Genomic DNA, 26,537 nt, shown 5'->3' with positions numbered 1-26,537 from the left:
TTTTGCAAGCCTTGCGTAAAGCCTGACAAACACCTCTCAGTAAAGGCCAAACCATGAAAAAATTCGTCGTACTTTTAGCACTTTGGATCCTGACCGGCTGCGCCGGTAAACCCATGCCTGTGATTCAGGACTTTGACCTGGATAATTATCTGGGTACCTGGTACGAAATTGCCCGCATCGACAATCGCTTTGAGCGTGGCCTCACTGAGGTCACAGCGCAGTATCGGCGTCAGGGCGATGCTGTGCAGGTCATCAACCGCGGCTTTTCGGCCCAAAGTGGTGAGTGGCAGCAAGCCATAGGTAAGGCTAGATTTGTCGCCAGTGCCAACGAAGGCAGACTGGAAGTCTCCTTCTTTGGACCCTTTTACGGGAATTATCAAATCCTCGCTGCCACCAAATCAAATGATGGCCGCTACCGCACCGCATTGGTGGCCGGTAACGACTTGGACTATTTATGGCTGCTATCAAGACAGCGCTCACTGCCAGACGATGAGCTTAACCTCTTTAAAGAGAAAATTCGTGCCCTCGGCATTCAGCCAGACGACCTGGTTTGGCTGACCCATTCGCCTGCACTGTAACTGCCGGGCAGCGCCTAAGCTTCCAATTGGAGCTGCGGTGTCTAAACAAAGTGTTTTATTAAGTACCGAGGCTCATTTGATTCGGCGATTGGCAGTCGGGCTGTTGGCTCTTGGCTGTTGGCAATGTGCGTTGAGGATTAATTCTCCCAGAACCACAGTTGAAGATTGAGGCATCGAGCGTCGATGCCTCAATCTTCATCACGGTTTAATAAACAGCCCCATACCCGCAAGCCCCGGCAGTTCCCGCGCCGAAACGGCACTTAACCCAAGCTCGCGTATCACGCCCAGAAATTCTTGATGATTAAAGCGATTCTCCATTGGATGCTCGAAGAGTCGCCTGCTGATGGGGTTACAAATGGCGGCGCGGTACAAGTCCCAGAAAAGAAACTGCCCGCCCGGCCGCAAGACCCTCGCCACTTCCGCCAGCGCGTCCTGCCAGCGGGGAATATGATGGAACACCGCAAACTCGGCCACCAAATCAAAGCGACGGTCCGCAAAGGGCATATTACAGGCATCTGCCTCAGTGAAATGGGCCCAGGGCGCCTGCTGCCAGCGCGCGGCACTGATGGCAAGCATCTGCGCGTCCAAGTCCATGGCAGTCACGTTTTGCGCCCCCAGGCGCCCTTTCAGAAACTGCATCCCAAGACCGCCGCCACAGCCAATTTCAAGTGCATCGTCGACCACAGGTAAACCCTGACGGAACAAAGACAACAAGAGCCTCGCCTCCACGCTGGTTTGCAGCCAGGCACGGCCCTTTGATGTCACGACGGCGCGTTCGGTTTGATTCAGTTTCATTGATGCTCCGAAGGTAAAATCTGATCCGCTTTGGCATCCAATACGTAAAACACTCCAGAAAAGTTTACCTTGGAGCCTCTATGCAACTGGCGCTGTTCCCACTACCTGTTTGTCTGCTTCCCGGCGGCACCACCCAACTGCGGATTTTCGAGCCCAGATATAAGCGGCTGGTGAGTGAATCCTTAAGCACAGCTCAGGGATTTGCCCTGTGCATGTTGGGGGAAGACAATCAGCCGTTGCCAGTGGCCACCCGCGTCGAAATCGTTGATTTTGAAACCCTGGAAGACGGTCTGCTCGGCATTACCGTCCACGGAAAAGAGCGGCTGGAAGTGCTCTCGTGGCAAAGTGAGTCCGATGGGCTGAAACGCGGTACTATACGTACCCTGGCCCCTTGGCCACCGCGCCAGTTAACCGAGGATTATAGGGTGCTCGGCGACAAACTTACTGAGCTATTTCAAGCTTATCCGCGCCAAAATGCCTTTTTCGAGCAAGCCGATTTTCACAACCTCACCTGGGTGTGTCAACGCTGGCTGGAAATACTGCCGATTGGTCTTGAACACAAGCAGCGCTGCTACCGTGAAGATAATGCCGAACTCACCCTGACTCTGCTTGAGCAAATTTTCGAAAAAGACTGATCCAGGCTGTCGCTGCCAGCGTATTGGCACTCAAGCGCTGAACAAAGCGGCAAACCACGAGATTTAGTCTTTTGCGACTGTGCAGCGGCTAAGGAAGGTGCGAATAAGTCACGTGCTTGCTCTGCGTGTGCTTAAAGTGGATAGATGCAAGGCACAGTTCGCAGCGAATGGCCCTAGTCCTTCGCAAGAACTGTAACGCGGCAGATACCGCTGTAAGGCACGCCCTACGGGGCTTTGATAGCAACACCATTTCGGCGTTATTCAACTTCACCATGCCTCGGCATGCCTTCAGTTGAATGCCTTGAACTGTCGTCGCTATCAAAGTCAGAGCTGTGCGACGACTTGTTCGCACCTTCCCTAAGTTGGAATTTGGTATCACTTGGAACTTGGCATTATCGCCCTTGAATGAGCAAAAACATGCAAATTTTCAGGCAAAATCAACGCGAGTCCCGCTATGATAGAAGCACAGCAACAACGCCTATCAGGGATATGCAGGACTCAGTACAGGATAACAGCGAAGACAGTTTGCGCGGCTTACTTGTGGCTGTGGCCAATCACAGAGACAAGGCAGCCTTTCGCGCACTGTTTGACCATTTCGGCCCCAAAATCAAAGCTTTTGGTTTAGCTCGCCTTTCTCAGCAGGGGCTGGCGATGGATCTGGTACAGGAAACCCTCACCACGGTCTGGACCAAAGCACATCTGTTCGACGCCGATAAAGGCAATGTCAGCACCTGGGTTTACGCCATCATGCGGAATCAGTGCTTCGACATGCTAAGGCGCGTTAAACACAACCGTGAAGATGCGTTTGGGGATGACCTCTGGCCACTGTTTGAGGCCGATAGCAGCAGCGGTGAGTTTGGCGATCACAAACTCGATAACCTGCTCACTCAGTATTTATCTCGCCTGCCAAAGCTCCAACGGGAAGTGGTTCAGGGCATTTATCTGCAGGAACTCAGTCAGCAGGAGTTGGCCGAGAAACTCGGCGTGCCCTTGGGCACCATCAAGTCGCGGTTGCGATTGGGCCTGGAAAAGCTGAAAAGCCTGCTGGAGAAACACCATGATTAAACATCACCCCAGCGACGATATGTTGCTCGCCCACGCGGCGGGAGAAACAAGCCTTGGGCTTGCCATCGCGATTAGCGCTCACTGCGAGATGTGCAGTGAATGCGCCGCCAAAGTTGCCACAATGCAAAGCCGGTTGGCACAGCACTTTTTACCCGAAACCCAGGCCGACGACGCCGACTGGCTGGGCATGGACAATCTGTTCGATGCCATCACAGCCGAAGACGATGCTGTTAGCAGTAATGCAAACGTCAACGAGCTTCTCGGCGAGAAAAGCCTGAGCCTGGAGCACAGCCGCCCAATAGCCACGCAGGTCAAAGGTCAGGATTTCTCCCTGCCAGGGGCGTTTCGTCAGTTTGTCGACAACGCCGCTCTCGCCTCCCCCTGGAGCGGACTTGGCCATGTCAGCCGGATGCGACTGAACACGCTGGATGGCAAGGCCAGAGCCAGTCTGCTGCACATAGCAGCAGGCGGTGAAATTCCCGAGCACACCCACAAGGGGCAGGAAATAACCCTGCTGCTCCACGGTCACTTCAGCGATGAAATGGGTGACTATGCACCGGGTGACTTTATGTTGACCGATGCCAGCCACCAACATACCCCCAAGACCCTGGATGGCTGCCTGTGCTACACCCTGGTGGATGCGCCGCTGCACTTCACCAAGGGGCTGTCTAAGCTGCTAAACCCCATTGGTGAGCTGATTTACTGACGCAGCATCTGCTGGCTGCTAATCACACATCACACTCAAACTAGAAAAAAGCGGGCAAATGCCCGCTTTTCTGTTTTCAGGTGGAAGTCAGCCGTGTTAGCCGTAAAACCAGTAACACACACCAATCGCAGCCAGAATGCCGGCCACATCTGCCGTCAGGGCACAGCCTACCGCGTGGCGGCTGTATTTGATCCCCACTGCACCAAAGTACACCGCCAGCACGTAGAAGGTAGTTTCGGTTGAGCCCTGCAACACCGCCGCTAATCGGCCTGCGAAAGAATCCACCCCTTGATGCGCCATGGTTTCCAGCATCATAGCCCGGGCGCCACTGCCGCTGAACGGCTTCATCAGAGCCGTGGGCATGGCATCCACAAAGCGGGTGTCGAGACCAAACAGGCTCACAAGCCCGGCGATGGCGGACAGCAGGTAATCCAGCACGCCTGATGAGCGCAGCAAGCCAATGGCCAGCAACATGGCGAGTAAAAACGGGATCAGCTTGATGGCCTGACCGAAGCCCTCTTTAGCGCCTTCGATAAACTCATCATAAATTGCCACTTTGCGAATGCTCGCCCCCAGCACAAACACAAAAATCAGCGCCAGCAGCACCCCATTACCCATCACGCCGGACACCCGGGCTATCTCATCGGCGGCCAGGGTACCAAGAAAGAACACCAGCGCACTGAGTGAACCAATCCCCAGCGCCGCATACCCCAGCACCACAGTGGATAACAGTGGCAGCCGCTGCACCAGCGCTACCGCCAGCAAACCCGCGAGAGTGGATGCCGAGGTGGCCAATAAAATCGGTAAAAACACATCGGCGGGTGATGCGGCCCCCTGCTGAGCACGGTACAAAAAGACAGTGACCGGAACCAGCGTTACCGACGAGGTGTTGAGTACCAAAAACAGGATTTGTGCGTTGCTGGCGGTGTCTTTGAGCGGGTTGATGCTTTGCAGGTCGTTCATGGCCTTAAGGCCAAGGGGCGTAGCGGCATTATCGAGCCCAAGCACATTGGCGGTAAGATTCATGGTCACACTGCCAAATGCTGGATGCCCCCGCGGCACCTCCGGCATCAACCTGGCAAGCAGCGGCTCGGTTACCCGGGCAAGCATTGCCACCATGCCCGCCTTCTCACCAACCCGCATCAGCCCCATCCACAGCGCCAACACCCCTATCAGGCCAAGGGCAATTTCAGCCGCCAACTTGGCACTGGCAAACAACCCATCCACGGCGGTACTCAGGACACTGGTATCCCCCTGCCCCAAGCGCAGCATTATTGCCAGCAAACTCGCGCTAAAAAACGCCAACCAAACCCGGTTCAGCAAGCCAACTCCCCCAATTCAGGCAACAAGGCACGGGTGAATTCTGATATACTCCGGCCATTCGCGTTAAGCTCTCAGCGGTTATGGTTCAATTAAATCAGAATTTTATCAATAGCATCGCGCAAGAAATGCCGACTCACCTGTCAATGGATGATTTTATCCATTACTGCGGTCTGCCGCTGCGCCCATCTATTCGGGTTAACACCCTTAAAATCAGCAGCGATGGGTTAAAGGCAATTCTTGAGCCCCGCGGCTGGCAATTTGAGCCTGTGCCCTGGTGCGACGATGGCTTTTGGGTGAGTTATCCCCCGGAATGCCAACCCGGTAATCTGGCCGAGCACATTCAGGGGCTGTTTTACATTCAGGAAGCCAGCTCCATGATGCCGCCCTGCGCCCTTTTCAAAGACGGCGACACGCCACGGGTAATGATGGATGTGGCCGCGGCGCCCGGCTCCAAAACCACCCAGTTGGCGGCGCTGATGCAAAATCAGGGGCTGCTCATCGCCAATGAGTATTCAGCAAGCCGCAGTAAGGTGCTGTATGCCAATACCCTGCGCATGGGAGCGGCCAATACAGCATTGACGCAGTTCGATGGCCGGGTGTTTGGCGCCTATTTGTACGAATCCCTCGATGCGATTCTGCTGGACGCTCCTTGCGGCGGAGAAGGCACGGTTCGTAAAGATCCTTTGGCGCTGAAAAATTGGGATCCGGCAGAAATCGAAGCCATTTCGGCCTTACAGCGGGAACTGATTGACTCGGCCTTCCAGGCACTGAAGCCAGGTGGCGTACTGGTATATTCTACCTGCACCCTGAATCGTCGGGAAAACCAGGACGTGTGCCACTTCCTCAAGCAAAGCTACGGCGATGCAGTGGTCTTTGAGTCACTTCACGACCTGTTTGACGGCGCTGACAAGTCACTGACTGAGGAAGGCTTTTTGCATATCTGGCCACAAATCTACGACAGTGAAGGCTTTTTTGTGGCCCGTATTCGTAAAACCGCCAGTGTGGCACGAAATACCGACGAGCCCGCACCGCCAAAGAATTTCCCCTTCACCAGAGCCAGTACCAAACAGCGCCAGTTGCTTGACGAAGCGCTGTCCGCCCTGGGTTTATCACTCCCAGATGATGGACTGATTTTCTGCCGGGATGATGAGTTTTGGCTCTGCCCTGCGCCCCTCGAAGCTTTTATTGGCAAGGTGAGATTCCAGCGTATTGGTGTGAAACTTGCCGAGCAGCACAAACACGGTATTAAAGTGCGCCACGATGCCGTGATGGCATTGCCTTGCAGCAAGATGCAGGAAGTGACTGCCGAAGAGGCCATGAGCTTTTTGATGGGACGGGATATTGCTTTGGACAGCGCAGGCAAGGCACAGGGTGAAAAAATTCTGTCCTTGCATGGCATTGCACTTGGCGTTGCCAAGCACTTGGGAAATAAGCTTAAAAACAATTACCCAAGAGATCTTTGCCGGGACAATGTACAGATCTGAGCCAGATCTGCCACGGCGATGCGAAACTGGTAAAAATTTTTTGCACAAAATTTAAGCAAAGGCTGAAACACTGTCCTACACTCATGTCAGTGTTTCCTTAATCCCCTTTTGCGACCGAATAGCGCACGGCTCTTTATGAGCCATTCCCCTGGGCCCAAAACAATCGGAATAGTTTTGGGCCTTTTTTTATCTGCCGCTCAGCGCCCAGCCAAACGGGCCGCATCCTTAAACAAGTTAAAGAAGTTATTGGTGGTGTACTCGGCGAGCTCGGGGAACTTTTCACCGCGAAGTTCGGCAACAAATTCAGCCACATCACGAACATAGGCTGGCTGGTTTTCCTGGCCCCGGTGCGGTACAGGCGCCAGATACGGCGAGTCGGTTTCAACCAGCAGCCGGTGTTTTGGCACCTTGCGGATCACTTCCCTGAGCTCGGCGGCATTCTTGAAAGTCACAATGCCGGAAACCGAGATATAAAAGCCCAGATCCATCGCCGCCTTGGCCATCTCCCAATTCTCGGTAAAACAATGCAGCACACCGCCCACGTTATCGGCGCCGCCGTCTTTGAGCAGGCGGATAGTGTCTTCGCGGGCATCACGGGTGTGCACAATCAGGGGTTTATTGACTTCGCGGGCCAATGCGATTTGCTGCTCAAAACACTGCAGCTGCAGCTCACGGCTGTCATCAGCATAGTAATAATCAAGCCCGGTTTCACCAATGGCCACCACCCGGGGATGGGCGGCAAACTGCTTAAGCTCGGCAAGGTTCAGGCCTTCTTTCACATCCAGCGGGTGAACACCGCTTGAGAGAAACACATTGTCAAAGGCTTCCACCCTTTCACGCATGGACTCAAAGCCTTTCTGGCGCACATTCACGCACAGTACATAGTCCACACCGCGGGCCTTGGCGCCATCCAGCATGGCGGCCAGTGAGTCATGACAAGGCGCAGCCTTGAGCCTGTCGAGATGACAATGAGAGTCGATAAGCAAAGTGAATTTCCTGCCGGTCAAATTGAGGATGGCAAGGATAACGACCTACATGGTGCAGGTCAAATCACCCGAAGCCAGTTCGCGGGACAGCAGGTTCTCGATATGGTGCTTGTGGGTATCAGCATCGGACAAAATCTTCAGCCCAACGCCGGGCGGGCGGCCGCCGGAGGCACCAACGGGATTGATCCACACCACCACGCCTTTGAGTTGATGCACGGTAGTAGCACCGGGCAAACGATAAGCGAGCGTCAGCTCCTGACCGAGGAAATGGCTTTCACTGGTCGAGACAAACAAGCCCGCGGGCTTGATAAAAGGCATATAGGCACGATACAGCTGATGTAGCGTATCGAAATTAACCACCAGATCTACCATAGGCTATTCGGCTTTTAATCCCTGATAACTTGAAACAATTCTGTGACATAGTGCCAGATAATTGACGCTTGGCATAGTAGTTAACGTATGGCACACAGCCATAATTTCGCCACTCAGACCGGCAACTTTTGCAGCCGCCAGTGCATTGATGCCAGACAGGCGTCGCACTTCATCCATCAAAACCACGTACAAAACTTTAAGTGCATCAGTGATTTGTTCTTCTCTGATATCTTTCAAGCTAGCACATAGATGACCCGTGGACAAACTGGAAAGCCAGTCTACACGAAACTGCTCCAGCACTGTTATGTAATTGTTGTGCAAGTAGTCTGCCAACTTTAATGGGCCACCGGCAATGGGCAATGCCCACATGGCATCGGTTGCCAGTTGCTGCGCCGATAACCAGGTCGCAATCTGCCTGTTGTCGGGCGCCTGAAACGCAAGCTTCTGACAACGGCTTTTCAGGGTGGGTAACAGCTGCGCCGGGGTGTTGGTGTGCAGCAGAATAAGCGTTTGCTCGCCCGGCTCTTCGAGGGTTTTCAGGAGCGCATTGGCGGCGGCATGGTTCATCCGCTCAGCGCCGTAAATCACCGCCAGCCGCTTGCCGCCCTGCTGCGCCGTTGTGGCAAGTTTGCCAATCAAGCTGCGGATCTGATCAACCTTAATTTGGTTGCCATCGGCTTCAATGGGATAAAAATCGGGATGGTTGCCGGCGTTGAAAAGCTGACAGCTCTTGCACTGACCGCAGGCACCAACCGGCGTCAACGCAGTACAAAGTGCGCTGGCTGCCAACGCTTCGAGCAAGGCGCGGGCACCGAGCCCAGTATCCACAGCTACCAGCACCGCATGTGGCATGCGCCCCGATTGCAGCAGGCGCTGGAATTGATGAACGCTCGGCTCAAGCCAGGGCAAGCTTGCCATCAATCCGCCTCCACAAAAGCCTCTTGCAGGCGCGCACTGATATCCTGATGCACTTCAGCCATGGGCTTGGACGCATCAATTACCAAAATCCGCTCATCCTGCTGCGCCGCAGCAAGGAACGTTGCTCTGGCGCGCTGGAAGAAATCGATTTCCTGCTGTTCGATGCGGTCGAGCTCGCCGCGGCGGGCGGCGCGCTCAAGGCCAATCAGCGGATCGATATCGAGATACAGGGTTAAATCCGGCTTAAAGTCGCCCAGGGTAATTTCACTTATGCGGGTAACAAGGTGCATCAGACCGCGGCCGCCGCCCTGATAGGCGATGGACGACAGATTATGCCGGTCACCCAGCACCCACTGCCCGATTGCCAGAGCCGGTTTAATCACATTGGCCACCAACTGTGCCCGGGCAGCATAAAACAGCAGGCACTCGGCCTCGTCACACAGAGGATCGCCGGGCTCAGCATTTTTCACCAGATCGCGAATTTTTTCCGCCAGCGGCGTTCCGCCTGGCTCACGGGTACAAAGCGGCGCCTGACCTGTGTGTTTTGCTATCAGGTCTTTCACCAGCGCCACCGCACTGGATTTGCCAGCCCCTTCCAGACCTTCGATTACGATAAATTTGCCTGCGGCGTGTGTCATTTCTGTCTTCTCTGATACTGGTTTACGGCCCGGTTATGCTCAACCAGAGTGCGGGAAAACACGTGGCTGCCGTCATTACGGGACACAAAATACAAATAATCGGCGTCGGCGGGCTGCGCGGCCGCCGTCAGCGCTGCCCTGCCGGGCGCCGCTATGGGAGTTGGCGGCAAGCCATTAATTTTATATGTGTTAAAAGGCGTCGCTTCCTGCAAATCCTTACGGGTGATATTGCCGTTAAAACGCTCCCCCATGCCATAAATCACCGTAGGGTCGGTTTGCAGGCGCATGCCTTTATTTAACCGATTGATAAACACAGCAGCGATAAGCGGCCGCTCTTCGGCAAGGCCCGTCTCTTTTTCAATAATGGAAGCCAGGATCAGCAGCTCATAGGGGCTTTTCAAGGGCAAATCCGGCTCCCGTGTCTGCCAGGCGGCGTCGAGTTCGGTCTGCATTTTGCGGTAACTTTGGGTCAGGAGTGCTGCCGCGCTCTGATCGGCATGATAACTGTAGGTATCCGGGAAGAACTTTCCTTCCGGCAGGCCAGAGTTGTCGCCTTCAGCTTTGAGCACATTAAGAAATGCCTCATCCTGCCAGGCTAAACGTTCGGCCTGAGTCAGCTTTTGCTGCCACTCCCGCAGATTTTGTCCTTCTACCAGAGTGATGGAAAACTCTTTTACCTTGCCGGCGAGTAGCTTGGCAAACAGGCTCGCGGGCGTTTCGCCGGGCTCAAGCTGATAGACGCCCTGGCGGATAGCGGCAAATTCGGGGTGCAGGCGCAAGTACCAATCATACTGCCAGCCAGCCGGTAGCAAGCCCCTATCGGTCATGGCCTTGCCCAGAGCACGGGCGTGCATGCCCCTTGGTACTTCAAACTCCTGAGCCTCAGAGAGGGTAAGCGGGGTGTTGCCAAAGGTTTCCAGGCTTTTTAGGCCCCATATCGCCACACCGGCGCCCAGCAGTGTCAGGGTCATGATGGTGGCCACCATGCCCAGCAGTAACTTTTTCATAGGGTAAGTTCCAGTGCTTTGCGCACCTTGTTCGTGCCATTGAAGGCTTTATAGTGAGAGTTGTCGATGCGAATTACATCGACAATGCCAAGCAAGCTGTTGGTCATCAGTACCGCCTCAAACTGAGCCAACTCAGCTCGGTGCAGCGGTTTCATCTCTACTGAGTAACCCAGCGTCAGCAGCGCCATAATGACTTGCTGACGCATCACACCAGAGACGCCGCTATAAGCAAGGCTAGGGGTAATGCACTGTTTGCCTTTGATAAAGAGAAGATTGGCCATAGAGGCTTCAACCAGTTGCCCCAGTGCATCACAGACCAAAAAGTCCTGGGCCCACTCGGGCAGCACCTGGCGGCGGATAAGCACCTGCTCTAACCGATTCAGATGCTTAATACCGGCAAGTTTGGGCTGATGGCCAAGCATAAGCTCGCTCGATGCGAGCGCTATCCCCTGCTGTTGCCAGTCTAGGTAATGGGCCGGAATATCGAAGGCACTCAGCACAGCCACAGGGCTGGGGTCATCCGGCGCAAGATAACCTCGGCCACCCGCGCCGCGGCTGATAAGCAGCTTTAATCCCCTTGGAGTTTTATATTTGGTCTGCGACTTGGCGGCCACAATCAGCCTTGCCTCGATATCCTTGATATCCAGCGCAAAGCCAAGGCGGCTGGCCCCCTGCTTTAATCGGGATAGGTGGGATTCGAGAAAGGCGACCTTGCCCTCGCGGCTCAGCGCCATGGTGGCAAAAAGGCCATCGCCATAGGCGAGGCCTCTGTCCATTGGAGATATGTTGTGGGCCTGCTCTGAATGAGCAGGCTCCAGAGTCAAATCGAGCCAGCAAAGGCTGGCTATTGCCTTGCCCTTGCCGCCTTCCATGGTCACTGTGGCCATGGGCAGACTCAGCCGTCCTGACTGATGCGGCTGGCTACCGCTTCCTGCTGATCCTTGTATTTGGCGTTTTTGCGCTTGTTGTAAGGGCGCGCCACCGGACCACTCAAACGTTCAAAGTTGAGGGCACCAATGGTCATACCGGGGCGCAGCGCCAATGGCAATTTACCGCTGTTGTAAAACTCCAGCACAATTTTGCCCTGCCAACCCGGATCGATACGGTGCGCGGTCACGTGCACCATCAAACCCAGACGTGCCAGTGACGAGCGACCATCGAGCCAGCCAACGATATCAGCCGGCAGGGTCACGCTTTCCAGTGTCACGGCCAGCGCCAGTTCGCCCGGATGCAGAAAGAAGGCGTCCCCGTCTTTGATATCGATTCTATCGCTCATCACCCGGTCGAGCGCCGCCTGTACTTCGGCACTGGGGCCACTTAAGTCGATAAAAGGCGCGGTGTGATCCTGAAACACCCGAAACTGGTTACCCAGACGCACATCCACGCTGACACCGCTGATGGCATCGTTGCTCGGACGGGGTTCAATGAGGATTTTGCCTGCATCGAGCGCCTGTTCAATTTCAATGTCAGTCAATCGCATTTTGCCTTTATCTCCCTGAATTATTTGTTTTATTTTGCCAACAGGTGCTGAATACGCGCCTTGAGAATATCGGTGGCAATCCGGTTTTTACCGCCACGGGGTACTATGATGTCGGCATATTGCTTGGAAGGCTCGATAAACTGCAAAAACATCGGCCTTACCGTTTTTTGGTACTGGCTTATCACCGACTCCATGGTGCGGCCGCGCTCGGCCACATCGCGGGTCAGACGGCGCAGGAAACAGATATCCAGCGGCGTATCCATAAACACAGAGGCGTCCATCAGATCACGCAGATGCGGATCGGTGAGCAGCAAAATCCCTTCCAGAATGATCACCTTCTTCGGTGTCATTGGACGGGTTTCGTTCATACGGGTGTGCTCGGTGTAACTGTACACGGGAATGTCCACCGACTCGCCATTTTTCAGGTTTCGCAGGTGCTGTGCCAGCAACTGATGATCCATGGCCTTGGGGTGGTCGTAGTTGGTCTGCACCCGTTCTTCCATGGACAGATGACTCTGATCACGGTAGTAGGAGTCTTCTGCGATAACACCTATCTGATCCGTTCCCAGATCACGGCACAATTCTTCATATATGGTCTTGGCGATAAGGCTCTTGCCCGATGCACTTGCCCCTGCAATCCCAATAATGACACATTGCTGCGAATTCATATACTTAAAACCTTACTCGTCGTCCGATATGCTAATTGAAACACCGGTCTGGGGTTTGGCTTTGGCCAAACTGGCTCCCACACTGCGGGCAATCTCCCGGTAGATAGCCGCAATTTCACCCGAAGGCTCGGCCACCACAGAAGGCAAGCCTTTATCCATTCCTTCCCTGATGGCGATGTTGAGTGGCAACGCGCCAAGCAGCGGTACGCCATAACGCGCAGCTATGTCGCTGCCGCCCTGGGTACCAAAGGGGTGTTCCTTGTGCCCGCAATTGGAGCAAAGGTGAAAACTCATGTTCTCCACGATGCCAAGCACCGGGATATTCACTTTATTAAACAGGGTGATGCCTTTTTTGGCATCCAGCGTGGCTATGTCCTGCGGTGTGGTAACCACCACTGCGCCGCTCACCGGCACCTTTTGTGACAGTGTCAGTTGGATATCGCCGGTACCGGGCGGCATGTCCACCACCAGGTAATCGAGCTCAGGCCAGCTGGTTTCGTTCACCAGCTGTACCAGGGCACCTGCCGCCATAGGGCCACGCCAGACAGCGGCTTGCTCGTCCGCCAGAATAAAACCAATACTTTGAGCAGAAATGCCGTGAGCCTTGGCGGCGGTCATCATTTTGCCGTCCGGGGATACCGGTTTGAAGTCGGGCACCCCCAGCATCAGGGGCACGGATGGACCATAAATGTCGGCATCGAGAATACCCACATTGGCGCCTTCTGCCGCCAGTGCCAGCGCCAGGTTCACCGCAGTTGTGGATTTACCCACGCCGCCTTTACCGGACGCCACCGCAATCACGTTCTTCACATTGGGGATAGGCGCAGCATTAGTGTTACCTGTGTTGCTCGGCACCTGCAGGTCTATTTCGCATTCAACTTCGTCGATGGCCTCGAGCTTGGCCAGCGCCTGAGTCAGCGCCATGACTGTGTCTTTGTAGGTGCTCTGACAGGGGTAGGAATACACCAGCCCCAGCTCCAAACGGCGGCCATTGAGGGCCAGTTTGGTGACCATCCCGGCGCTTACCAGCCCTTGCTGTAACTTGGGTTCAATAAAGGCTTCGAGCACGGCGAGTACTGCAGACCTCAGCGGTTCCTGCAGCTGAAAATTCTGTGAAGACAACACCTGGGACATTCTCCGGCGCAAAAATTTGCCCAAGTGTATCAGATATTGCCGAAAAGATGCGTGCACAAATGACTCAATTGCACAGGCATTTGGTGAAAATAGTGCGCGCATCGGTTAGTATCTAAGCCAATTATTTCGGGACCAACACGATTTTGAGTAAAGATGGCCAATTCACAACGTAAAATCCTTGTCACCAGCGCCCTTCCCTATGCCAACGGCCCAATCCACCTGGGGCACATGCTGGAATACATCCAGACCGATATCTGGTCACGTTTTCAAAAACTGCGCGGCCATGAGTGCCATTACATTTGCGCCGACGATGCCCACGGCACGCCTATCATGCTCAAGGCCCAGCAACTTGGCATGGCTCCCGAAGAGATGATTGCCCAGGTTAACGTTGAGCATCAGCAGGACTTTGCTGACTTCAACGTGGCCTTTGATAACTATCACAGCACCCACAGCGACGAAAACCGCGAGCTGGCGAGCCATATCTATCTGAAACTGCGCGATGGCGGCTATATCAAGAGCAAGACCATCTCTCAGTTGTTTGACCCAGAAAAGTCGATGTTCCTGCCAGACCGCTTCGTTAAGGGCACCTGCCCCAAGTGTAAGTCTGAAGATCAGTACGGCGACAACTGCGACAACTGCGGTGCAACCTACAGCCCAACCGAGCTGATTAACCCGCGCTCTGCCGTAAGTGGTGCCACGCCGGTAATGAAAGAGACCGAGCACTTCTTCTTCGACCTGCCAGCCTTCGAAGGCATGCTCAAAGAGTGGACCCGCTCAGGCGCGCTGCAGTCAGAAATGGCCAACAAGCTGGATGAATGGTTCGAGCAGGGCCTGCAACAGTGGGACATCACCCGCGATGCACCATACTTCGGCTTTGAAATCCCCGATGCACCGGGCAAGTATTTCTACGTGTGGCTCGATGCCCCAATCGGCTACATGGGCTCATTCAAGAACTTCTGCGACAAGCGCGGCGATATCAATTTTGATGAGTTCTGGGCCAAAGACTCCAGCGCCGAGGTGTACCACTTTATCGGCAAAGACATCGTTTACTTCCACAGCCTATTCTGGCCCGCCATGCTCCACGGCGCCGGTTACCGCCAGCCAAGCAGTGTGTACGCCCACGGTTATGTCACCGTAAACGGCGCCAAGATGTCCAAATCCAAGGGCACTTTTATCAAGGCCCGTACATACTTGGATCATCTGGATCCTGAGTACCTGCGTTACTACTACGCCGCCAAACTCAGCGCCCGTATCGACGATCTGGACCTGAACCTGGAAGATTTTGCCCAGCGGGTGAACTCCGACTTGGTTGGCAAACTGGTTAACCTCGCATCCCGTACCGCCGGCTTTATCACCAAGCGCTTCGATGGCAAGCTTGCCGCAGTGGCAGACAAGAGTCTTATCGAGAGCTTCCTTGCCAAGCAGGACCTGATTGCCGAGCTGTTTGAGACCCGCGAATACGGCAAAGCCATGCGTGAAATCATGGCGCTGGCCGACGTGGCCAACGGCTTTGTGGCCGATGCAGCCCCATGGCAGCTGGTGAAACAGGATGACAAGCAGGAAGAAGCCCATCAGGTGTGCTCCAACGCTTTGAACCTGTTCCGTATTCTGGTCACTTACTTAAAGCCTGTGCTGCCGCGTCTTGCCAAAGACGTGGAAGACTTCTTCAGAATGGAACTGACCTGGGATGGTCTTGGCAGCGATTTGAGCGGCCATGAAATTGCACCGTTCAAGCCCATGATGCAGCGTGTGGAGCTGGACAAGGTTGCAGCCATGGTGGAAGCCTCCAAGGAAAACCTGCAAGCCACTGCTGAGCCAGTTAAAGCAGGCCCGCTGGCCGATGATCCCATTAGCCCAACCATCAACTACGAAGACTTCGCTAAAATCGATTTGCGCGTAGCGCTGATTAAAAAGGCCGAAGCCGTACCAGAAGCCGATAAACTGCTGAAACTGCAGCTGGATATTGGCGGTGAAGTGCGTCAGGTGTTTGCCGGCATCAAGTCTGCTTACAACCCGGAAGATCTGGAAGGCAAACTCACCGTGATGGTAGCGAATCTCGCGCCGCGCAAGATGCGTTTTGGCATGTCCGAAGGCATGGTGCTGGCGGCAGGCCCCGGCGGTAAAGACCTGTTCGTACTGGAGCCACACGAAGGCGCCCAACCTGGCATGCGGGTGAAGTAACTCGTTTAGCTCTGCGTTGATACAAAAAAGGCCGCAATCGCGGCCTTTTTTATTTATTCAAGTTGCTGATTGAAAAGCCTTAAACCGGGTTGTCGATATCGACAAAATGGTGAGTCAGACCAAACTCACGGCGCAGGTGCTCACCCAAAGCCTCTATGCCATAACGCTCGGTGGCATGGTGACCGGCAGCAAAATAATGAATGCCCTGCTCTTTGGCGCTGTGGAAGGTGCGCTCAGACACCTCACCGCTGATAAAGGCATCGACGCCCTGACTCACGGCAAGGTCGATATAATCCTGAGCCCCACCTGTGCACCAGGCCAGGCGCTGAACGGGTCTGTCAGCAGCAATATGCAGCGGCGCACGGCCCAAGACTCGCTCAAGCAGGCTACTGAAGGCTGCCCCGCTTAAAGGCGTATCCAGAGTGCCGCTCCACAGTAGCCCATCACCGACATTCTCAAAAGCTTCGGCATTGAGAATGCCAAGGCGACGGCCCAGAGTGGCGTTATTGCCCACCACCACGTGAGCATCCAATGGCAAGTGATAACCGAAGAGATTGATATCATGGGTCAGCAGCGCCTTTATGCGGCGCTGTTTCATGCCCACTATCACATCGGGTTCATTCTTCCAGAAAAAGCCGTGGTGAACCAAAATTGCATCGGCGTTAAGCTCGATGGCTCTGTCGATAAGCGCCTGACAAGCTGTTACCCCGGTAACCAGGGTATTGATTTCATCCTTGCCCTCAACCTGCAGGCCATTGGGGGCATAATCCTTAAAACGGCTGATTTGAAGAAAGTCGGCCAAATACTGGTCCAGCGTGCTGCGCTCCATGGCGCCTCCCAAACTGTGCTTAATATTCAATATGTTGATGGCAAAGTGTACTTATCCAGCCCTCAGCGTCAATCCACGCTGCATATCTCGCCATTCGGCGGCGAAAAATTGGACAAGACAGGCATCCGCTTTTACTATGTGCCCGGTAACCCAAACAACCATAGACGACAACAGGTTATATCAATATGTCTAACATGACCAAAGAAGAGGTGATCTCAGCCTTGGAGGCCGCGCTGGAGAAAGCCGAAGGCCGTAAGGTAAGCATTGAACAGAAAGGAAGCTGGTTCAAAATTGATGGTGGCAAATCCCTGCGTTTCGCTGAGCTGGAAGCCATGTTGGCTGAGCACAGCGGCAGTAGTGCAAAGAGTGCCCCCAAGGCCGCCAAACCGGCAACGACAGCAAAGGCCGAACCTAAGGCAAAAGCCGAGCCCAAAGCCAAGGCGGCTCCCAAAGCCGCAGCTAAGCCAACGGCCAACACCGGCAAGGGTGGCCTGCTGCCAAAAGACCTCTGGAAACAGCAACTGCTGGCCAAAGGCAATACTCTGCCCCGCGGCGTGAAGTAACGGCGCAGACATAAGCGCGGCCCAACTGCGGCCAAGCGTGCAGCAAAAAGCCCGGCAACGCCGGGCTTTTGTGTAATTATCGCACAAGCGAGTTGCAGGCTTACATCGCCTTATCCACTCTGACCATGCCCTGAAGATACACGACTCTGACTTCGTCACCGGCCTGCAGTGGCATGCCCGGATCTTCGTCCTGCAAAATCATGATTTGGGTATCGTCTTCCTGCCTTATCATCAATTCAATCAAATGCAGCTGGCGATAATAGTCGCCACCGGCGCGATTGGCCATTGCGCCCCCCACCAAAGCGCCCAAAACGGTAGCCACATCCTGACCACTGCCACCACCGAATTGATGGCCTATTACGCCGCCCAGTAAGGCACCGCCGAAAGTGCGCCAGCCACTGTGTCTGTCTTCTACCAACTCTTGTTGTGTCACTCGTCGAACCGAGACAAGTTCACCGTAAAGTACTTTTTCGACGGGCATCGCCTGATTGCGCTCATAGGCAGCACTCAGATTGGCTGAAAAACACGCAGTCAACAGCATCAGGCAACAGAGGGCAGGTTTCCACATATTCCAATTTCCGCTACTTTATAAAGATGGACTTCTTGATAGTACGCCTTTGTGAACGGCCTGTCTTTTATTGATGATGAGCACATGCGGTTTCCCTCACCGGAACTCGCGTTAAGCGATCCCAATGGTCTGCTTGCCATTGGCGGGTCCTTGCACCCCAAGCGCCTGTTGGCTGCGTATTACGATGGCATTTTCCCTTGGTTTAATGCGGAAGATCCGATTTTATGGTGGTCACCGGATCCCCGCGCAATCTTTGTCCCCGGCGAGCTGAATGTCAGTCGCAGCCTGAAAAAGAGCCTGCGCAGGCAGCCCTGGCGCATCACGCTGAACCAGGCCTTTGCCGATGTGATGGCAGGCTGTGCCCAGCCACGCAGTAAACAAAAAGACACCTGGATCACCCAGGAAATCCAATTGGCTTATCTGGAGATGCACAGTCAGGGTCATGCTCACTCGCTGGAGGTCTGGCTTGGTGAGCGTTTGGTGGGCGGTCTTTACGGCATGGCGATTGGTCAGGTTTTCTGCGGCGAGTCCATGTTCCACCGTGAAACAGACGCCTCCAAAATCGCCATGCTGGCACTACACCGGCATTTGCAGCGCAATGGTTTTAAGCTGCTCGATGCCCAGGTGATGAACCCGCACCTGGCCAGCCTCGGAGCCAAAGAGGTGAGTCGCAGCGCCTTTTTAAGCCTGCTTAAACGCTACCGTGACGAAAAGGTTGCCGATGGCTGCTGGTGTACAAGGGAGGTGCTGATTGGAGAGTAGTACCCATGTAAGTGTTGGCATAAGCCAACTGTTTCCTTGCAGCTATCTTGACGATCAGCAGGAGCAACTGCTGATTATTCAGGAACATTTTTTAGACAGCTTATTGTTTGAACGACTCCTTCAACTGGGTTTTCGTCGAAGCGGCGATGCCATTTATAAGCCGCGCTGCCCAAGTTGCAATGCCTGTATGGCGCTCAGGGTCCCGGTCAATACTTTTGTACCCTCCAAGCGGCAAAAACGGACTCTGGCGAAGAATCGCGATTTAACCGTTCACTGGGCGGAGCAAAGCAGCCAGGAACACTATCAGCTATACGAAAAATACATCAATTTACGCCATTTTGATGGGCCCATGTATCCACCGAGTCGCGGCCAGTACGATCACTTCGTGTTGTGCGATTGGGCACCGCCGGCTTTTCTGGAACTCAGACTTGATGGTCGCCTGATTGCCGTAGCTGTCACCGATGTGCTGCCCACCAGCCTGTCGGCAATCTACAGCTTTTTCGACCCGGATTTTGACGACCGCTCCCTTGGCAGCCAGTTGATCCTTACACAATTGACGCAAGCGAAATCCCTCGGCAAGTCATTTGTTTACCTTGGCTATCAAATTGATGAAAATCGGAAAATGCGTTACAAGCGACTCTACCGCCCATATCAAATCCTCACCGCGGACGGTTGGGAGTTTGATGATGAGGTTCCAGCCTGAAAGACCGTAATTCCATCAACCAGATCCCGGTGTTCCCCTTTACACTCAGGGCAATTTGCGGCATGATACGCCCGTTTTTCATATTTGAAGGCTAATGGGACACTTATTTAATGGCGAAAGAAGACAACATTGAGATGCAGGGCACCATCCTGGAAACTCTGCCTAACACAATGTTTCGCGTAGAGCTCGAGAATGGTCACGTGGTTATCGCCCACATCTCCGGCAAAATGCGCAAAAACTACATCCGTATCCTGACCGGCGACAAGGTTACCGTTCAGTTGACCCCTTATGATCTGACCAAGGGTCGTATCGTCTTCCGCGCCCGTTGACATAAGCTTTCAAATGAGAAAACCCGGCAATGCCGGGTTTTTTGTTTGGTCTCTGAAACGAGGTTACTGCGCAAGTGATGCTGATGCACAACAAGCTGTGGTTAAAGCCGCTTTAAGCGCCAAATAAAAGCCCCATTCACTGATGGGGCTCAGGCGTTAGCACTTGTCGCTTAGGCGAAAGCACTCGTTGCAGGAACACTTAACTGAAATCAGGTCACCTTTTCCAGCTTCTCTGCGCTTATCACTATTTCACCGTCCTGCGCATCCACGTGAGCCGTGCCGCCCTGCTCGAGTTCGCCAAAGAGGATTTCATCGGCAAGTGGCCGCTTAATCAGATCTTTGACCACCCGCGCCATTGGCCGTGCGCCCATGGCCTTGTCATAGCCCTTCTCGGCCAGCAAGGTTCTGGCTTCATCACTCACCACCAAGGTCACCCGCTTGGCATCAAGCTGGGCCTGCAGCTCGGTGAGGAACTTATCCACCACCTTGGCAATGATGGTCAGATCCAGATGGTTGAACCAGATGATGGAGTCGAGCCGGTTACGGAATTCAGGTGAGAACACCCGATTGATTTCCGACATGGCATCGTGACTGTGATCCTGCTGTTTAAAGCCAATGGATTTACGCACGGTTTCCTGTACCCCGGCGTTGGTGGTCATTACCAGGGTGACGTGGCGAAAATCTGCCTTACGGCCATTGTTATCAGTCAGGGTACCGTGGTCCATTACCTGCAGCAGCAAGTTGTACACGTCCGGGTGCGCCTTTTCGATTTCATCGAGCAGTACCACACTGTGGGGATGCTTGATAACCGCATCTGTCAGCAAACCACCCTGATCGTAACCAACATAGCCCGGCGGCGCACCAATCAAGCGCGATACCGTGTGCGCCTCCATGTACTCGGACATATCGAAGCGGATGAGTTTCAGCCCCAAACACTTGGCCAACTGGTTGGTCACCTCGGTTTTACCCACACCGGTCGGTCCTGCAAACAGGAAGCTGCCCACGGGCTTGTTCTCAGCGCCAAGACCACTGCGAGAGAGGCGAATAGCGGCGCTCAGGCCTTCAATGGCCTTGTCCTGACCGAACACCACCATTTTAAGGTTGCGCTCAAGGTTCTTGAGCATTTCTTTGTCTGAGGTAGACACCGACTTCTCAGGAATACGGGCAATCTTGGCAATGATGGCTTCAATATCGGGCTGGCCTATGGTTTTGCGGCGCTTACTGACAGGCAACATCGCCATGCGGGCACCGGCTTCATCAATAACATCAATGGCCTTGTCGGGCAGATGTCGGTCGTTAATGTGCTTGGCGCTGAGCTCAGCTGCGCTGGCGAGCGCAGCCTGGGTGTATCGCACCCCGTGGTACTCTTCGTACTTGCTCTTAAGGCCCATCAAAATCTTGGTTGTTTCGGCCACCGACGGCTCGTTGATATCCACCTTCTGAAAACGGCGGGCAAGCGCCCTGTCCTTCTCAAAAATGCTTTGGTATTCCTGGAAGGTGGTAGAGCCCATACAACGCAGCGTACCGCTTGAAAGCAACGGTTTAAGCAGGTTGGAAGCATCCATCACGCCACCGGAGGCAGCGCCGGCACCTATGATGGTATGAATCTCATCGATAAACAGAATCGCATGCTTGTCGGCAGTTAGCTCCTTTAGCAGGCTCTTAAAGCGCTTCTCGAAATCGCCTCGGTACTTGGTGCCCGCCAGCAGCGCGCCCAAATCCAGTGAATATACAGTGGCATCGCGCATCACGTCAGGCACTTCGTCATTCACAATCCGATAAGCCAGACCTTCGGCAATAGCGGTTTTGCCCACACCCGCCTCACCCACCAGCAGAGGGTTGTTTTTACGGCGACGGCAGAGGATTTGGATTGAGCGTTCAATCTCATTATCGCGGCCGATAAGTGGGTCAATAATCCCCTGAGCGGCCATCAAATTGAGGTTAGACGCAAACTGCGACAGCATGCTGCGCTGCTCTTCGGCCTGCTCGGATTGATCTTCAATGCGCTCCTGCTCAGTTTCCTGAGGCGCATCTTCACTCTTGGAAAATCCGTGGGAAATATAGTTCACCACATCGAGGCGGGTAATATCGCTTCGACGCAGCAAGTACACGGCCTGAGATTCCTGCTCACTGAATATGGCCACCAACACATTGGCGCCGGTCACTTCGTTACGACCGGAGGACTGCACATGAAACACCGCCCGTTGCAACACCCGCTGAAACCCAAGCGTTGGCTGAGTTTCACGGTCGTCATTGGGGTCGGTGATCACCGGCGTGGTTTGGGAAATAAAAGTCGCGACATCTTCCCTGAGTCTGTCAATATCTGCACCACAGGCGACCAGGGCATCCTGAGCCGACGGGTTATCAATGAGCGCGAGCAGCAAATGCTCCACGGTCATATATTCGTGGCGGGCATCCCTTGCCTGCTGAAACGCCAGATTCAACGTCACTTCAAGATCTTTGTTCAGCATAAACACCCCCTAAAACTGCTGCTAAAGCGCATACAACGAACTGACAAAAGGCTTTAGGCTTTCTCCAGAGAACACAGTAACGGATGTTGGTTTTGCCTGGCAAATTGATTCACCTGCGCCACCTTGGTTTCGGCAATGCCGAACGGAAACACACCGCATACCGCTTTCCCTTGATGATGGATCTGCAACATTATCTCTGTTGCCTGATACTCATTCATCTTAAAGAACAGCTGAAGTACTTCTACCACAAAATCCATGGGTGTGTAATCGTCATTATTCAGGATTACCTTATACATGGATGGTGGCATCAGTTCGGTGTCGGCCCGCTCGACGACACGTTCAACATTTCCTGCTTTTGCCATATAGCAATATTAGCCTCTCAAATACGGGGCACCAACTGGCCTGACCAATTGATACCACCAGATTAAGCAGATGTTGCCTCTTTGTTAATTTTAGCTTGACATCCGCTTTTACTGCTTTCATTCTGTTCAACGAACGGAGTTAGGAACCCGTTTATTTGGTTTTACTATCTTACTGGGAAGTAGACAACAGAAGGAAGTGGAAGTATGGCAAGCGGAACTGTTAAATGGTTCAACAACGCCAAAGGATTCGGGTTTATCTGCCCTGATGAAGGTGGTGAGGATGTATTTGCCCACTATTCAACTATCGAAATGGAAGGCTATCGAACTCTAAAAGCAGGCCAACCAGTCCAGTTCGAAGTTGAGCAAGGTCCAAAGGGGATGCACGCTTCAGCTATAACGCCTGCTCGATAACTTATCGGGTGGCCAGGTAAAAAAGGCAGGGACATGTCCCTGCCTTTTTCTTTGTTTTTTGTTACTCTCCGCCAGATTGCAGGCCACGGGCGCTCTTTACTCCCCGCCTTGGTTCAATCGGCTCAAGGCATTACTCCGGGGTTGCCCGCAGCTTTCTCCAAAAGTCGGCCAATAGCACCAGTCATACAATCAGCCCATAAAAAAAGAGAGCCGAAGCTCTCTTTTTCATTTAGCAATCAACCCGGTAATCAGTGGCTCATCAGGCCGTTCAGGGTCGCGCTTGGACGCATTACTGCGCTTGCCTTGGCAAAATCTGGACGATAGTAACCGCCGAGATCCACGCTGTGGCCCTGCACGCCAATCAGCTCAGCCAGAATGGTTTCTTCGTTGGCAGCAAGCTTATCAGCCAACTGACCGAAGTGTGCAGCAAGTTCAGCATCAGCCGTTTGAGCGGCCAGCGCCTGGGCCCAGTACATTGCCAAGTAGAAGTGGCTGCCACGGTTGTCGATTTGACCAACGCGGCGGGCTGGTGACTTGTTTTCATCCAGGAACTTACCGATTGCGGTATCCAGGGTATCAGCCAACACCTGCGCCTTGGCAACACCGGCAGTTTGTGCCAAATGTTCAAACGAAGCAGCCAGAGCCAGAAACTCACCCAGTGAATCCCAACGCAGATAGTTTTCGCTCTGCACCTGTTCAACGTGCTTGGGCGCGCTGCCACCGGCACCGGTTTCAAACAGGCCGCCGCCGTTCATCAGAGGCACGATAGACAGCATCTTGGCGCTGGTACCGAGCTCAAGGATGGGGAACAGGTCAGTCAGGTAGTCACGCAGAACGTTACCGGTTACAGAGATGGTGTCTTTGCCATCTTTCATGCGCGCCAGTGAGAACTGGGTTGCTTCAACCGGAGACAGAATGTGCAGCTCCAAACCGGCAGTGTCGTGCTGTGGCAGGTAGGCTTCCACCTTCTTGATCAGCTCAGCATCGTGGGCACGGTTTTTATCAAGCCAGAAAACCGCTGGAGTCTCAGATAAGCGGGCGCGACGAACGGCGAGCTTCACCCAATCCTGGATTGGGGCATCTTTCACCTGACACATACGGAAAATGTCACCGGCTTCAACATTGTGGCTCATCAGCACATTGCCGGCGGCATTAACCACGGTCACAACGCCATCTTCAGCGATTTCAAAGGTCTTGTCGTGGCTGCCGTACTCTTCCGCTTTTTGTGCCATCAGGCCCACGTTAGGGATGGTACCCATGGTGCGAGGATCGAAGGCGCCGTGCGCTTTACAGAAGTTGATGGTGGCATCGTACACGCCAGCGTAGCAGCGATCCGGGATGATAAACTTGGTGTCTTTGAGCTGACCGTCCGGGCCCCACATCTGGCCTGAAGAGCGGATAGCGGCAGGCATGGAGGCATCGATGATGATGTCGCTTGGCACGTGCAGGTTGGTGATGCCCTTGTCAGAGTTCACCATGGCCATGGCAGGACGCTCGGCATATACAGCCTGGATATCGGCTTCAATGGCGGCGCGTTCGGCTTCCGGCAACGCCTGGATTTTGGCAACCACGTCACCAAAACCGTTGTTTACATCCACACCCAGACGCTCAAAGGTCTCGGCATGCTTGGCAAACAGCGGCTTGAAGAAAGCTTTAACGGCATGGCCGAACATGATGGGGTCAGACACCTTCATCATGGTGGCTTTGAGGTGCAGCGACAGCAGCACGTCTTCAGCCTTGGCGGCGTCTATTTCGCGCTCGAAGAAAGCAACCAGGGCATTTTTGCTCATCACGGCTGAATCGATGATTTCACCGGCTTGCAGCTTAAGGCCTGATTTCAGAACAGTTTCAACACCGGCTTTGCTGGTGTGCACTATGCTTACGCTATCGGCATCGGCCAATGTTACTGACTGCTCAGAGCCGTAGAAATCACCGGCTTCCATGTGTGATACGTGAGACTTGGAGTCGCTGGCCCACTTACCCATAGAATGTGGGTTCTTGCGGGCATAGTTTTTCACTGACAGCGGCGCGCGGCGGTCGGAGTTACCTTCACGCAGCACAGGGTTTACCGCACTGCCTTTAATTTTGTCGTAACGGGCCTGGATAGACTTCTCTTCATCAGTCTTTGGCTCTTCAGGGTAGTTGGGAATGTCGTAACCCTGAGCCTGCAGCTCTTTAATACAGGCTTTGAGCTGAGGAATAGAGGCTGAAATGTTTGGCAACTTGATAATGTTGGCTTCTGGCTTGGTGGCCAGCTCGCCCAGTTCAGCCAAGTGATCGCCAATGCGCTGGGCATCGGTCAGCTTCTCAGGGAAAGTAGCAATAACGCGACCGGACAGAGAGATATCGCGGGTTTCGATCTTCACGCCGGCAGGCTCGGCAAATGTCTGAAGGATAGGCAGCAGGGACAGGGTAGCGAGTGCTGGCGCCTCATCGGTTTCAGTGTAAATAATCGTTGGGGAATTATCTTTCATTTTGCTTCCTACGTGATTGTATAATTTAAAGATTTATAGTTTTTATTCGATATGCACGGCGAGCAGCATAAACCGCTGATTTCACCGCACGGTAACCTGTCGTCCTGGGGCTACCGGAAAGCTGGGCTGCCGACATGGGCATGGATCACATTTTGATGGCCGACATCATAGAGCATTCGGCTCAATATTCAAATTCCACTTAGGGCGAACAGGGGTTACCCTATAGCCAGGTAACTGTACAGTTAGAGCTACAAAGGAAATCCACACGCCGTGTCGTCCCCTTCCCGCGCCAATAAACCCCCGGCCAAGCGCCCAGCCAACAGCTCATTGAAGCGGCAAGCGCAGGGCCAGAAAAAAGGTTTTGCAACCACCAGCCAGCAAGCAACCGCCAAACACCGCAAATCATCCAATGGCAAAGGGCCCGGCACTGGCAAACGGCTGTCAGAGAAAACCGCTGAACGGCCAGGCGCCAAGGCGTCAACGCGCAAGCCCGCGGTCACCCAGGTGGTGCTGTTCAACAAGCCCTTCGATGTGTTGTGCCAGTTCACCGACGAAGCCGGCAGGCAAACCCTGAAGGACTTTATTCCCTTGCCCGGCGTCTACGCCGCAGGCCGGCTCGACAGAGACAGTGAAGGCCTGTTGCTGCTGACCAACGATGGCCAGCTGCAATCCCGTCTCACCGAGCCGAAAAAGCAAACCTATAAAACCTATTGGGTGCAGGTCGAAGGCATTCCCGACGAATCGGCGCTGGATAAACTGCGTGAGGGTGTTGAGCTTAAAGATGGCCCTACTCTGCCAGCCAAAGTGCGCCGTATCGATGCGCCTCCAATATGGCCGCGCAATCCGCCGGTGCGGGAGCGAAAAAGCATTCCCGACTGCTGGCTCGAAATTCAGATTTGCGAAGGTCGCAACCGCCAGGTTCGGCGCATGACGGCCCATATTGGCTATCCCACATTAAGACTGGTGCGCGCCGCCATCGGTGAGATAAGCCTTGGACAACTTGGCAGCGGCGAGTACCGGGAACTTAGCCAGGATGAAATACGCCGTCTCGGCGCCGCTCTTGGCCTCAAACGCGAATTTTACCCGTAAGGAAGT

At 54.1% G+C, this 26,537-nt stretch carries 28 protein-coding genes; 12 read left to right on the top strand and 16 right to left on the bottom strand.

Annotation, left to right across the window (positions count from 1 at the left end):
• The first annotated feature begins 53 nt into the window (after positions 1–53).
• Entirely contained in the window at positions 54–578 is a 525-nt protein-coding gene (locus MJ923_RS07390) for a lipocalin family protein (RefSeq protein WP_240590530.1), read from the top strand.
• Between the two features lie 198 nt (positions 579–776).
• Here MJ923_RS07390 and MJ923_RS07385 read toward each other — a convergent pair whose 3' ends face one another.
• Entirely contained in the window at positions 777–1,373 is a 597-nt protein-coding gene (locus MJ923_RS07385) for a class I SAM-dependent methyltransferase (RefSeq protein ID WP_240590529.1), read from the bottom strand.
• Between the two features lie 80 nt (positions 1,374–1,453).
• Between MJ923_RS07385 and MJ923_RS07380 the strand changes: the two genes are divergently transcribed.
• From MJ923_RS07380 to MJ923_RS07370, 3 genes are all read left to right on the top strand, one after another.
• Positions 1,454–2,008 (top strand): LON peptidase substrate-binding domain-containing protein, encoded by a 555-nt coding sequence (locus tag MJ923_RS07380; protein ID WP_240590528.1) that lies wholly within the window; start codon positions 1,454–1,456, stop codon positions 2,006–2,008.
• Positions 2,009–2,425: 417 nt separating this feature from the next.
• Positions 2,426–3,073, top strand: coding sequence for a sigma-70 family RNA polymerase sigma factor (locus MJ923_RS07375; protein WP_240590527.1), 648 nt, complete (start codon positions 2,426–2,428; stop codon positions 3,071–3,073).
• Positions 3,066–3,779 carry a ChrR family anti-sigma-E factor gene (locus MJ923_RS07370; protein ID WP_240590526.1) on the top strand — a complete coding sequence of 238 codons (714 nt, stop codon included), beginning with the start codon at positions 3,066–3,068 and terminating at the stop codon, positions 3,777–3,779. Before MJ923_RS07375 ends, MJ923_RS07370 begins: the two co-directional genes overlap by 8 nt.
• Positions 3,780–3,875: 96 nt before the next feature.
• Here the strand turns inward: MJ923_RS07370 and MJ923_RS07365 are convergent, their stop codons facing one another.
• On the bottom strand, positions 3,876–5,102 hold the full coding sequence (locus MJ923_RS07365) for a nucleoside recognition domain-containing protein (protein ID WP_240590525.1): 1,227 nt from the start codon (positions 5,100–5,102) through the stop codon (positions 3,876–3,878).
• 80 nt (positions 5,103–5,182) lie between these two features.
• On the opposite strand from MJ923_RS07365, the gene rsmF reads away from it, so the two are divergent.
• Positions 5,183–6,586, top strand: coding sequence for a 16S rRNA (cytosine(1407)-C(5))-methyltransferase RsmF (gene rsmF / locus MJ923_RS07360; RefSeq protein WP_240590524.1), 1,404 nt, complete (start codon positions 5,183–5,185; stop codon positions 6,584–6,586).
• 197 nt (positions 6,587–6,783) lie between these two features.
• Here rsmF and MJ923_RS07355 read toward each other — a convergent pair whose 3' ends face one another.
• Genes MJ923_RS07355 through apbC form a run of 9 tightly spaced genes read right to left on the bottom strand, consistent with a single transcriptional unit; the run spans position 6,784 to position 13,777 of the window.
• Positions 6,784–7,572 carry a TatD family hydrolase gene (locus tag MJ923_RS07355; protein WP_240590523.1) on the bottom strand — a complete coding sequence of 263 codons (789 nt, stop codon included), beginning with the start codon at positions 7,570–7,572 and terminating at the stop codon, positions 6,784–6,786.
• Between the two features lie 45 nt (positions 7,573–7,617).
• Entirely contained in the window at positions 7,618–7,944 is a 327-nt protein-coding gene (locus MJ923_RS07350) for a PilZ domain-containing protein (protein ID WP_126167176.1), read from the bottom strand.
• Between the two features lie 3 nt (positions 7,945–7,947).
• Positions 7,948–8,862, bottom strand: coding sequence for a DNA polymerase III subunit delta' (gene holB, locus MJ923_RS07345; RefSeq protein ID WP_240590522.1), 915 nt, complete (start codon positions 8,860–8,862; stop codon positions 7,948–7,950).
• On the bottom strand, positions 8,862–9,500 hold the full coding sequence (gene tmk / locus MJ923_RS07340; RefSeq protein ID WP_240590521.1) for a dTMP kinase: 639 nt from the start codon (positions 9,498–9,500) through the stop codon (positions 8,862–8,864). The genes holB and tmk overlap by 1 nt, the downstream gene beginning before the upstream one ends.
• Complete coding sequence (gene mltG / locus MJ923_RS07335; protein ID WP_240590520.1) at positions 9,497–10,507, bottom strand: endolytic transglycosylase MltG; 1,011 nt, start codon at positions 10,505–10,507, stop codon at positions 9,497–9,499. Before mltG ends, tmk begins: the two co-directional genes overlap by 4 nt.
• Entirely contained in the window at positions 10,504–11,394 is an 891-nt protein-coding gene (pabC, locus tag MJ923_RS07330) for an aminodeoxychorismate lyase (RefSeq protein WP_240590519.1), read from the bottom strand. The genes mltG and pabC overlap by 4 nt, the downstream gene beginning before the upstream one ends.
• 8 nt (positions 11,395–11,402) lie before the next feature.
• The gene (gene dcd / locus MJ923_RS07325) at positions 11,403–11,987 is read right to left on the bottom strand and encodes a dCTP deaminase (protein ID WP_126167180.1); all 585 of its coding nucleotides are present in this window, start codon (positions 11,985–11,987) and stop codon (positions 11,403–11,405) included.
• Between the two features lie 29 nt (positions 11,988–12,016).
• Positions 12,017–12,655 carry a uridine kinase gene (gene udk, locus MJ923_RS07320; protein ID WP_126167181.1) on the bottom strand — a complete coding sequence of 213 codons (639 nt, stop codon included), beginning with the start codon at positions 12,653–12,655 and terminating at the stop codon, positions 12,017–12,019.
• Positions 12,656–12,667: 12 nt separating this feature from the next.
• On the bottom strand, positions 12,668–13,777 hold the full coding sequence (gene apbC / locus MJ923_RS07315) for an iron-sulfur cluster carrier protein ApbC (RefSeq protein ID WP_420854425.1): 1,110 nt from the start codon (positions 13,775–13,777) through the stop codon (positions 12,668–12,670).
• A gap of 165 nt (positions 13,778–13,942) precedes the next feature.
• Here apbC and metG point away from each other — a divergent pair, with 165 nt between their 5' ends.
• The gene (gene metG, locus MJ923_RS07310; RefSeq protein ID WP_240590517.1) at positions 13,943–15,970 is read left to right on the top strand and encodes a methionine--tRNA ligase; all 2,028 of its coding nucleotides are present in this window, start codon (positions 13,943–13,945) and stop codon (positions 15,968–15,970) included.
• Between the two features lie 79 nt (positions 15,971–16,049).
• Here metG and MJ923_RS07305 read toward each other — a convergent pair whose 3' ends face one another.
• Entirely contained in the window at positions 16,050–16,799 is a 750-nt protein-coding gene (locus tag MJ923_RS07305; protein WP_240590516.1) for a Nif3-like dinuclear metal center hexameric protein, read from the bottom strand.
• A gap of 185 nt (positions 16,800–16,984) precedes the next feature.
• Here MJ923_RS07305 and MJ923_RS07300 point away from each other — a divergent pair, with 185 nt between their 5' ends.
• On the top strand, positions 16,985–17,362 hold the full coding sequence (locus MJ923_RS07300; protein WP_240590515.1) for a hypothetical protein: 378 nt from the start codon (positions 16,985–16,987) through the stop codon (positions 17,360–17,362).
• A 100-nt stretch (positions 17,363–17,462) separates the two neighbouring features.
• Here the strand turns inward: MJ923_RS07300 and MJ923_RS07295 are convergent, their stop codons facing one another.
• Positions 17,463–17,930 (bottom strand): outer membrane lipoprotein, encoded by a 468-nt coding sequence (locus tag MJ923_RS07295; protein ID WP_240590514.1) that lies wholly within the window; start codon positions 17,928–17,930, stop codon positions 17,463–17,465.
• A 51-nt stretch (positions 17,931–17,981) separates the two neighbouring features.
• On the opposite strand from MJ923_RS07295, the gene aat reads away from it, so the two are divergent.
• From aat to infA, 3 genes are all read left to right on the top strand, one after another.
• Positions 17,982–18,692, top strand: coding sequence for a leucyl/phenylalanyl-tRNA--protein transferase (aat, locus tag MJ923_RS07290; protein ID WP_240590513.1), 711 nt, complete (start codon positions 17,982–17,984; stop codon positions 18,690–18,692).
• Positions 18,682–19,395 carry an arginyltransferase gene (locus tag MJ923_RS07285; protein ID WP_126167210.1) on the top strand — a complete coding sequence of 238 codons (714 nt, stop codon included), beginning with the start codon at positions 18,682–18,684 and terminating at the stop codon, positions 19,393–19,395. Before aat ends, MJ923_RS07285 begins: the two co-directional genes overlap by 11 nt.
• A 110-nt stretch (positions 19,396–19,505) precedes the next feature.
• Positions 19,506–19,724 (top strand): translation initiation factor IF-1, encoded by a 219-nt coding sequence (infA, locus tag MJ923_RS07280; RefSeq protein ID WP_006081934.1) that lies wholly within the window; start codon positions 19,506–19,508, stop codon positions 19,722–19,724.
• Between the two features lie 209 nt (positions 19,725–19,933).
• Here infA and clpA read toward each other — a convergent pair whose 3' ends face one another.
• Together clpA and clpS are read right to left on the bottom strand one after the other, a co-directional pair.
• Positions 19,934–22,195, bottom strand: a complete 2,262-nt coding sequence (clpA, locus tag MJ923_RS07275; RefSeq protein ID WP_240590512.1) for an ATP-dependent Clp protease ATP-binding subunit ClpA — start codon at positions 22,193–22,195, stop codon at positions 19,934–19,936.
• Between the two features lie 53 nt (positions 22,196–22,248).
• Positions 22,249–22,557 carry an ATP-dependent Clp protease adapter ClpS gene (gene clpS, locus MJ923_RS07270; RefSeq protein WP_126167212.1) on the bottom strand — a complete coding sequence of 103 codons (309 nt, stop codon included), beginning with the start codon at positions 22,555–22,557 and terminating at the stop codon, positions 22,249–22,251.
• Between the two features lie 204 nt (positions 22,558–22,761).
• On the opposite strand from clpS, the gene cspD reads away from it, so the two are divergent.
• On the top strand, positions 22,762–22,968 hold the full coding sequence (gene cspD / locus MJ923_RS07265; RefSeq protein ID WP_011760171.1) for a cold shock domain-containing protein CspD: 207 nt from the start codon (positions 22,762–22,764) through the stop codon (positions 22,966–22,968).
• A 248-nt stretch (positions 22,969–23,216) separates the two neighbouring features.
• Here the strand turns inward: cspD and MJ923_RS07260 are convergent, their stop codons facing one another.
• Positions 23,217–25,442 carry an NADP-dependent isocitrate dehydrogenase gene (locus MJ923_RS07260; protein ID WP_240590511.1) on the bottom strand — a complete coding sequence of 742 codons (2,226 nt, stop codon included), beginning with the start codon at positions 25,440–25,442 and terminating at the stop codon, positions 23,217–23,219.
• A gap of 270 nt (positions 25,443–25,712) precedes the next feature.
• On the opposite strand from MJ923_RS07260, the gene MJ923_RS07255 reads away from it, so the two are divergent.
• Positions 25,713–26,531: an rRNA large subunit pseudouridine synthase E gene (locus tag MJ923_RS07255; protein WP_338092216.1), complete on the top strand. Its 819-nt coding sequence runs from the start codon at positions 25,713–25,715 to the stop codon at positions 26,529–26,531.
• The last annotated feature ends 6 nt before the right edge of the window (positions 26,532–26,537 follow it).

Source organism: Shewanella zhuhaiensis (assembly GCF_022484835.1).
Classification (GTDB): domain Bacteria; phylum Pseudomonadota; class Gammaproteobacteria; order Enterobacterales; family Shewanellaceae; genus Shewanella; species Shewanella khirikhana.
Note: the sequence above shows the minus strand (reverse complement) of the source record. Positions and strands in the feature narration are given on the sequence as shown.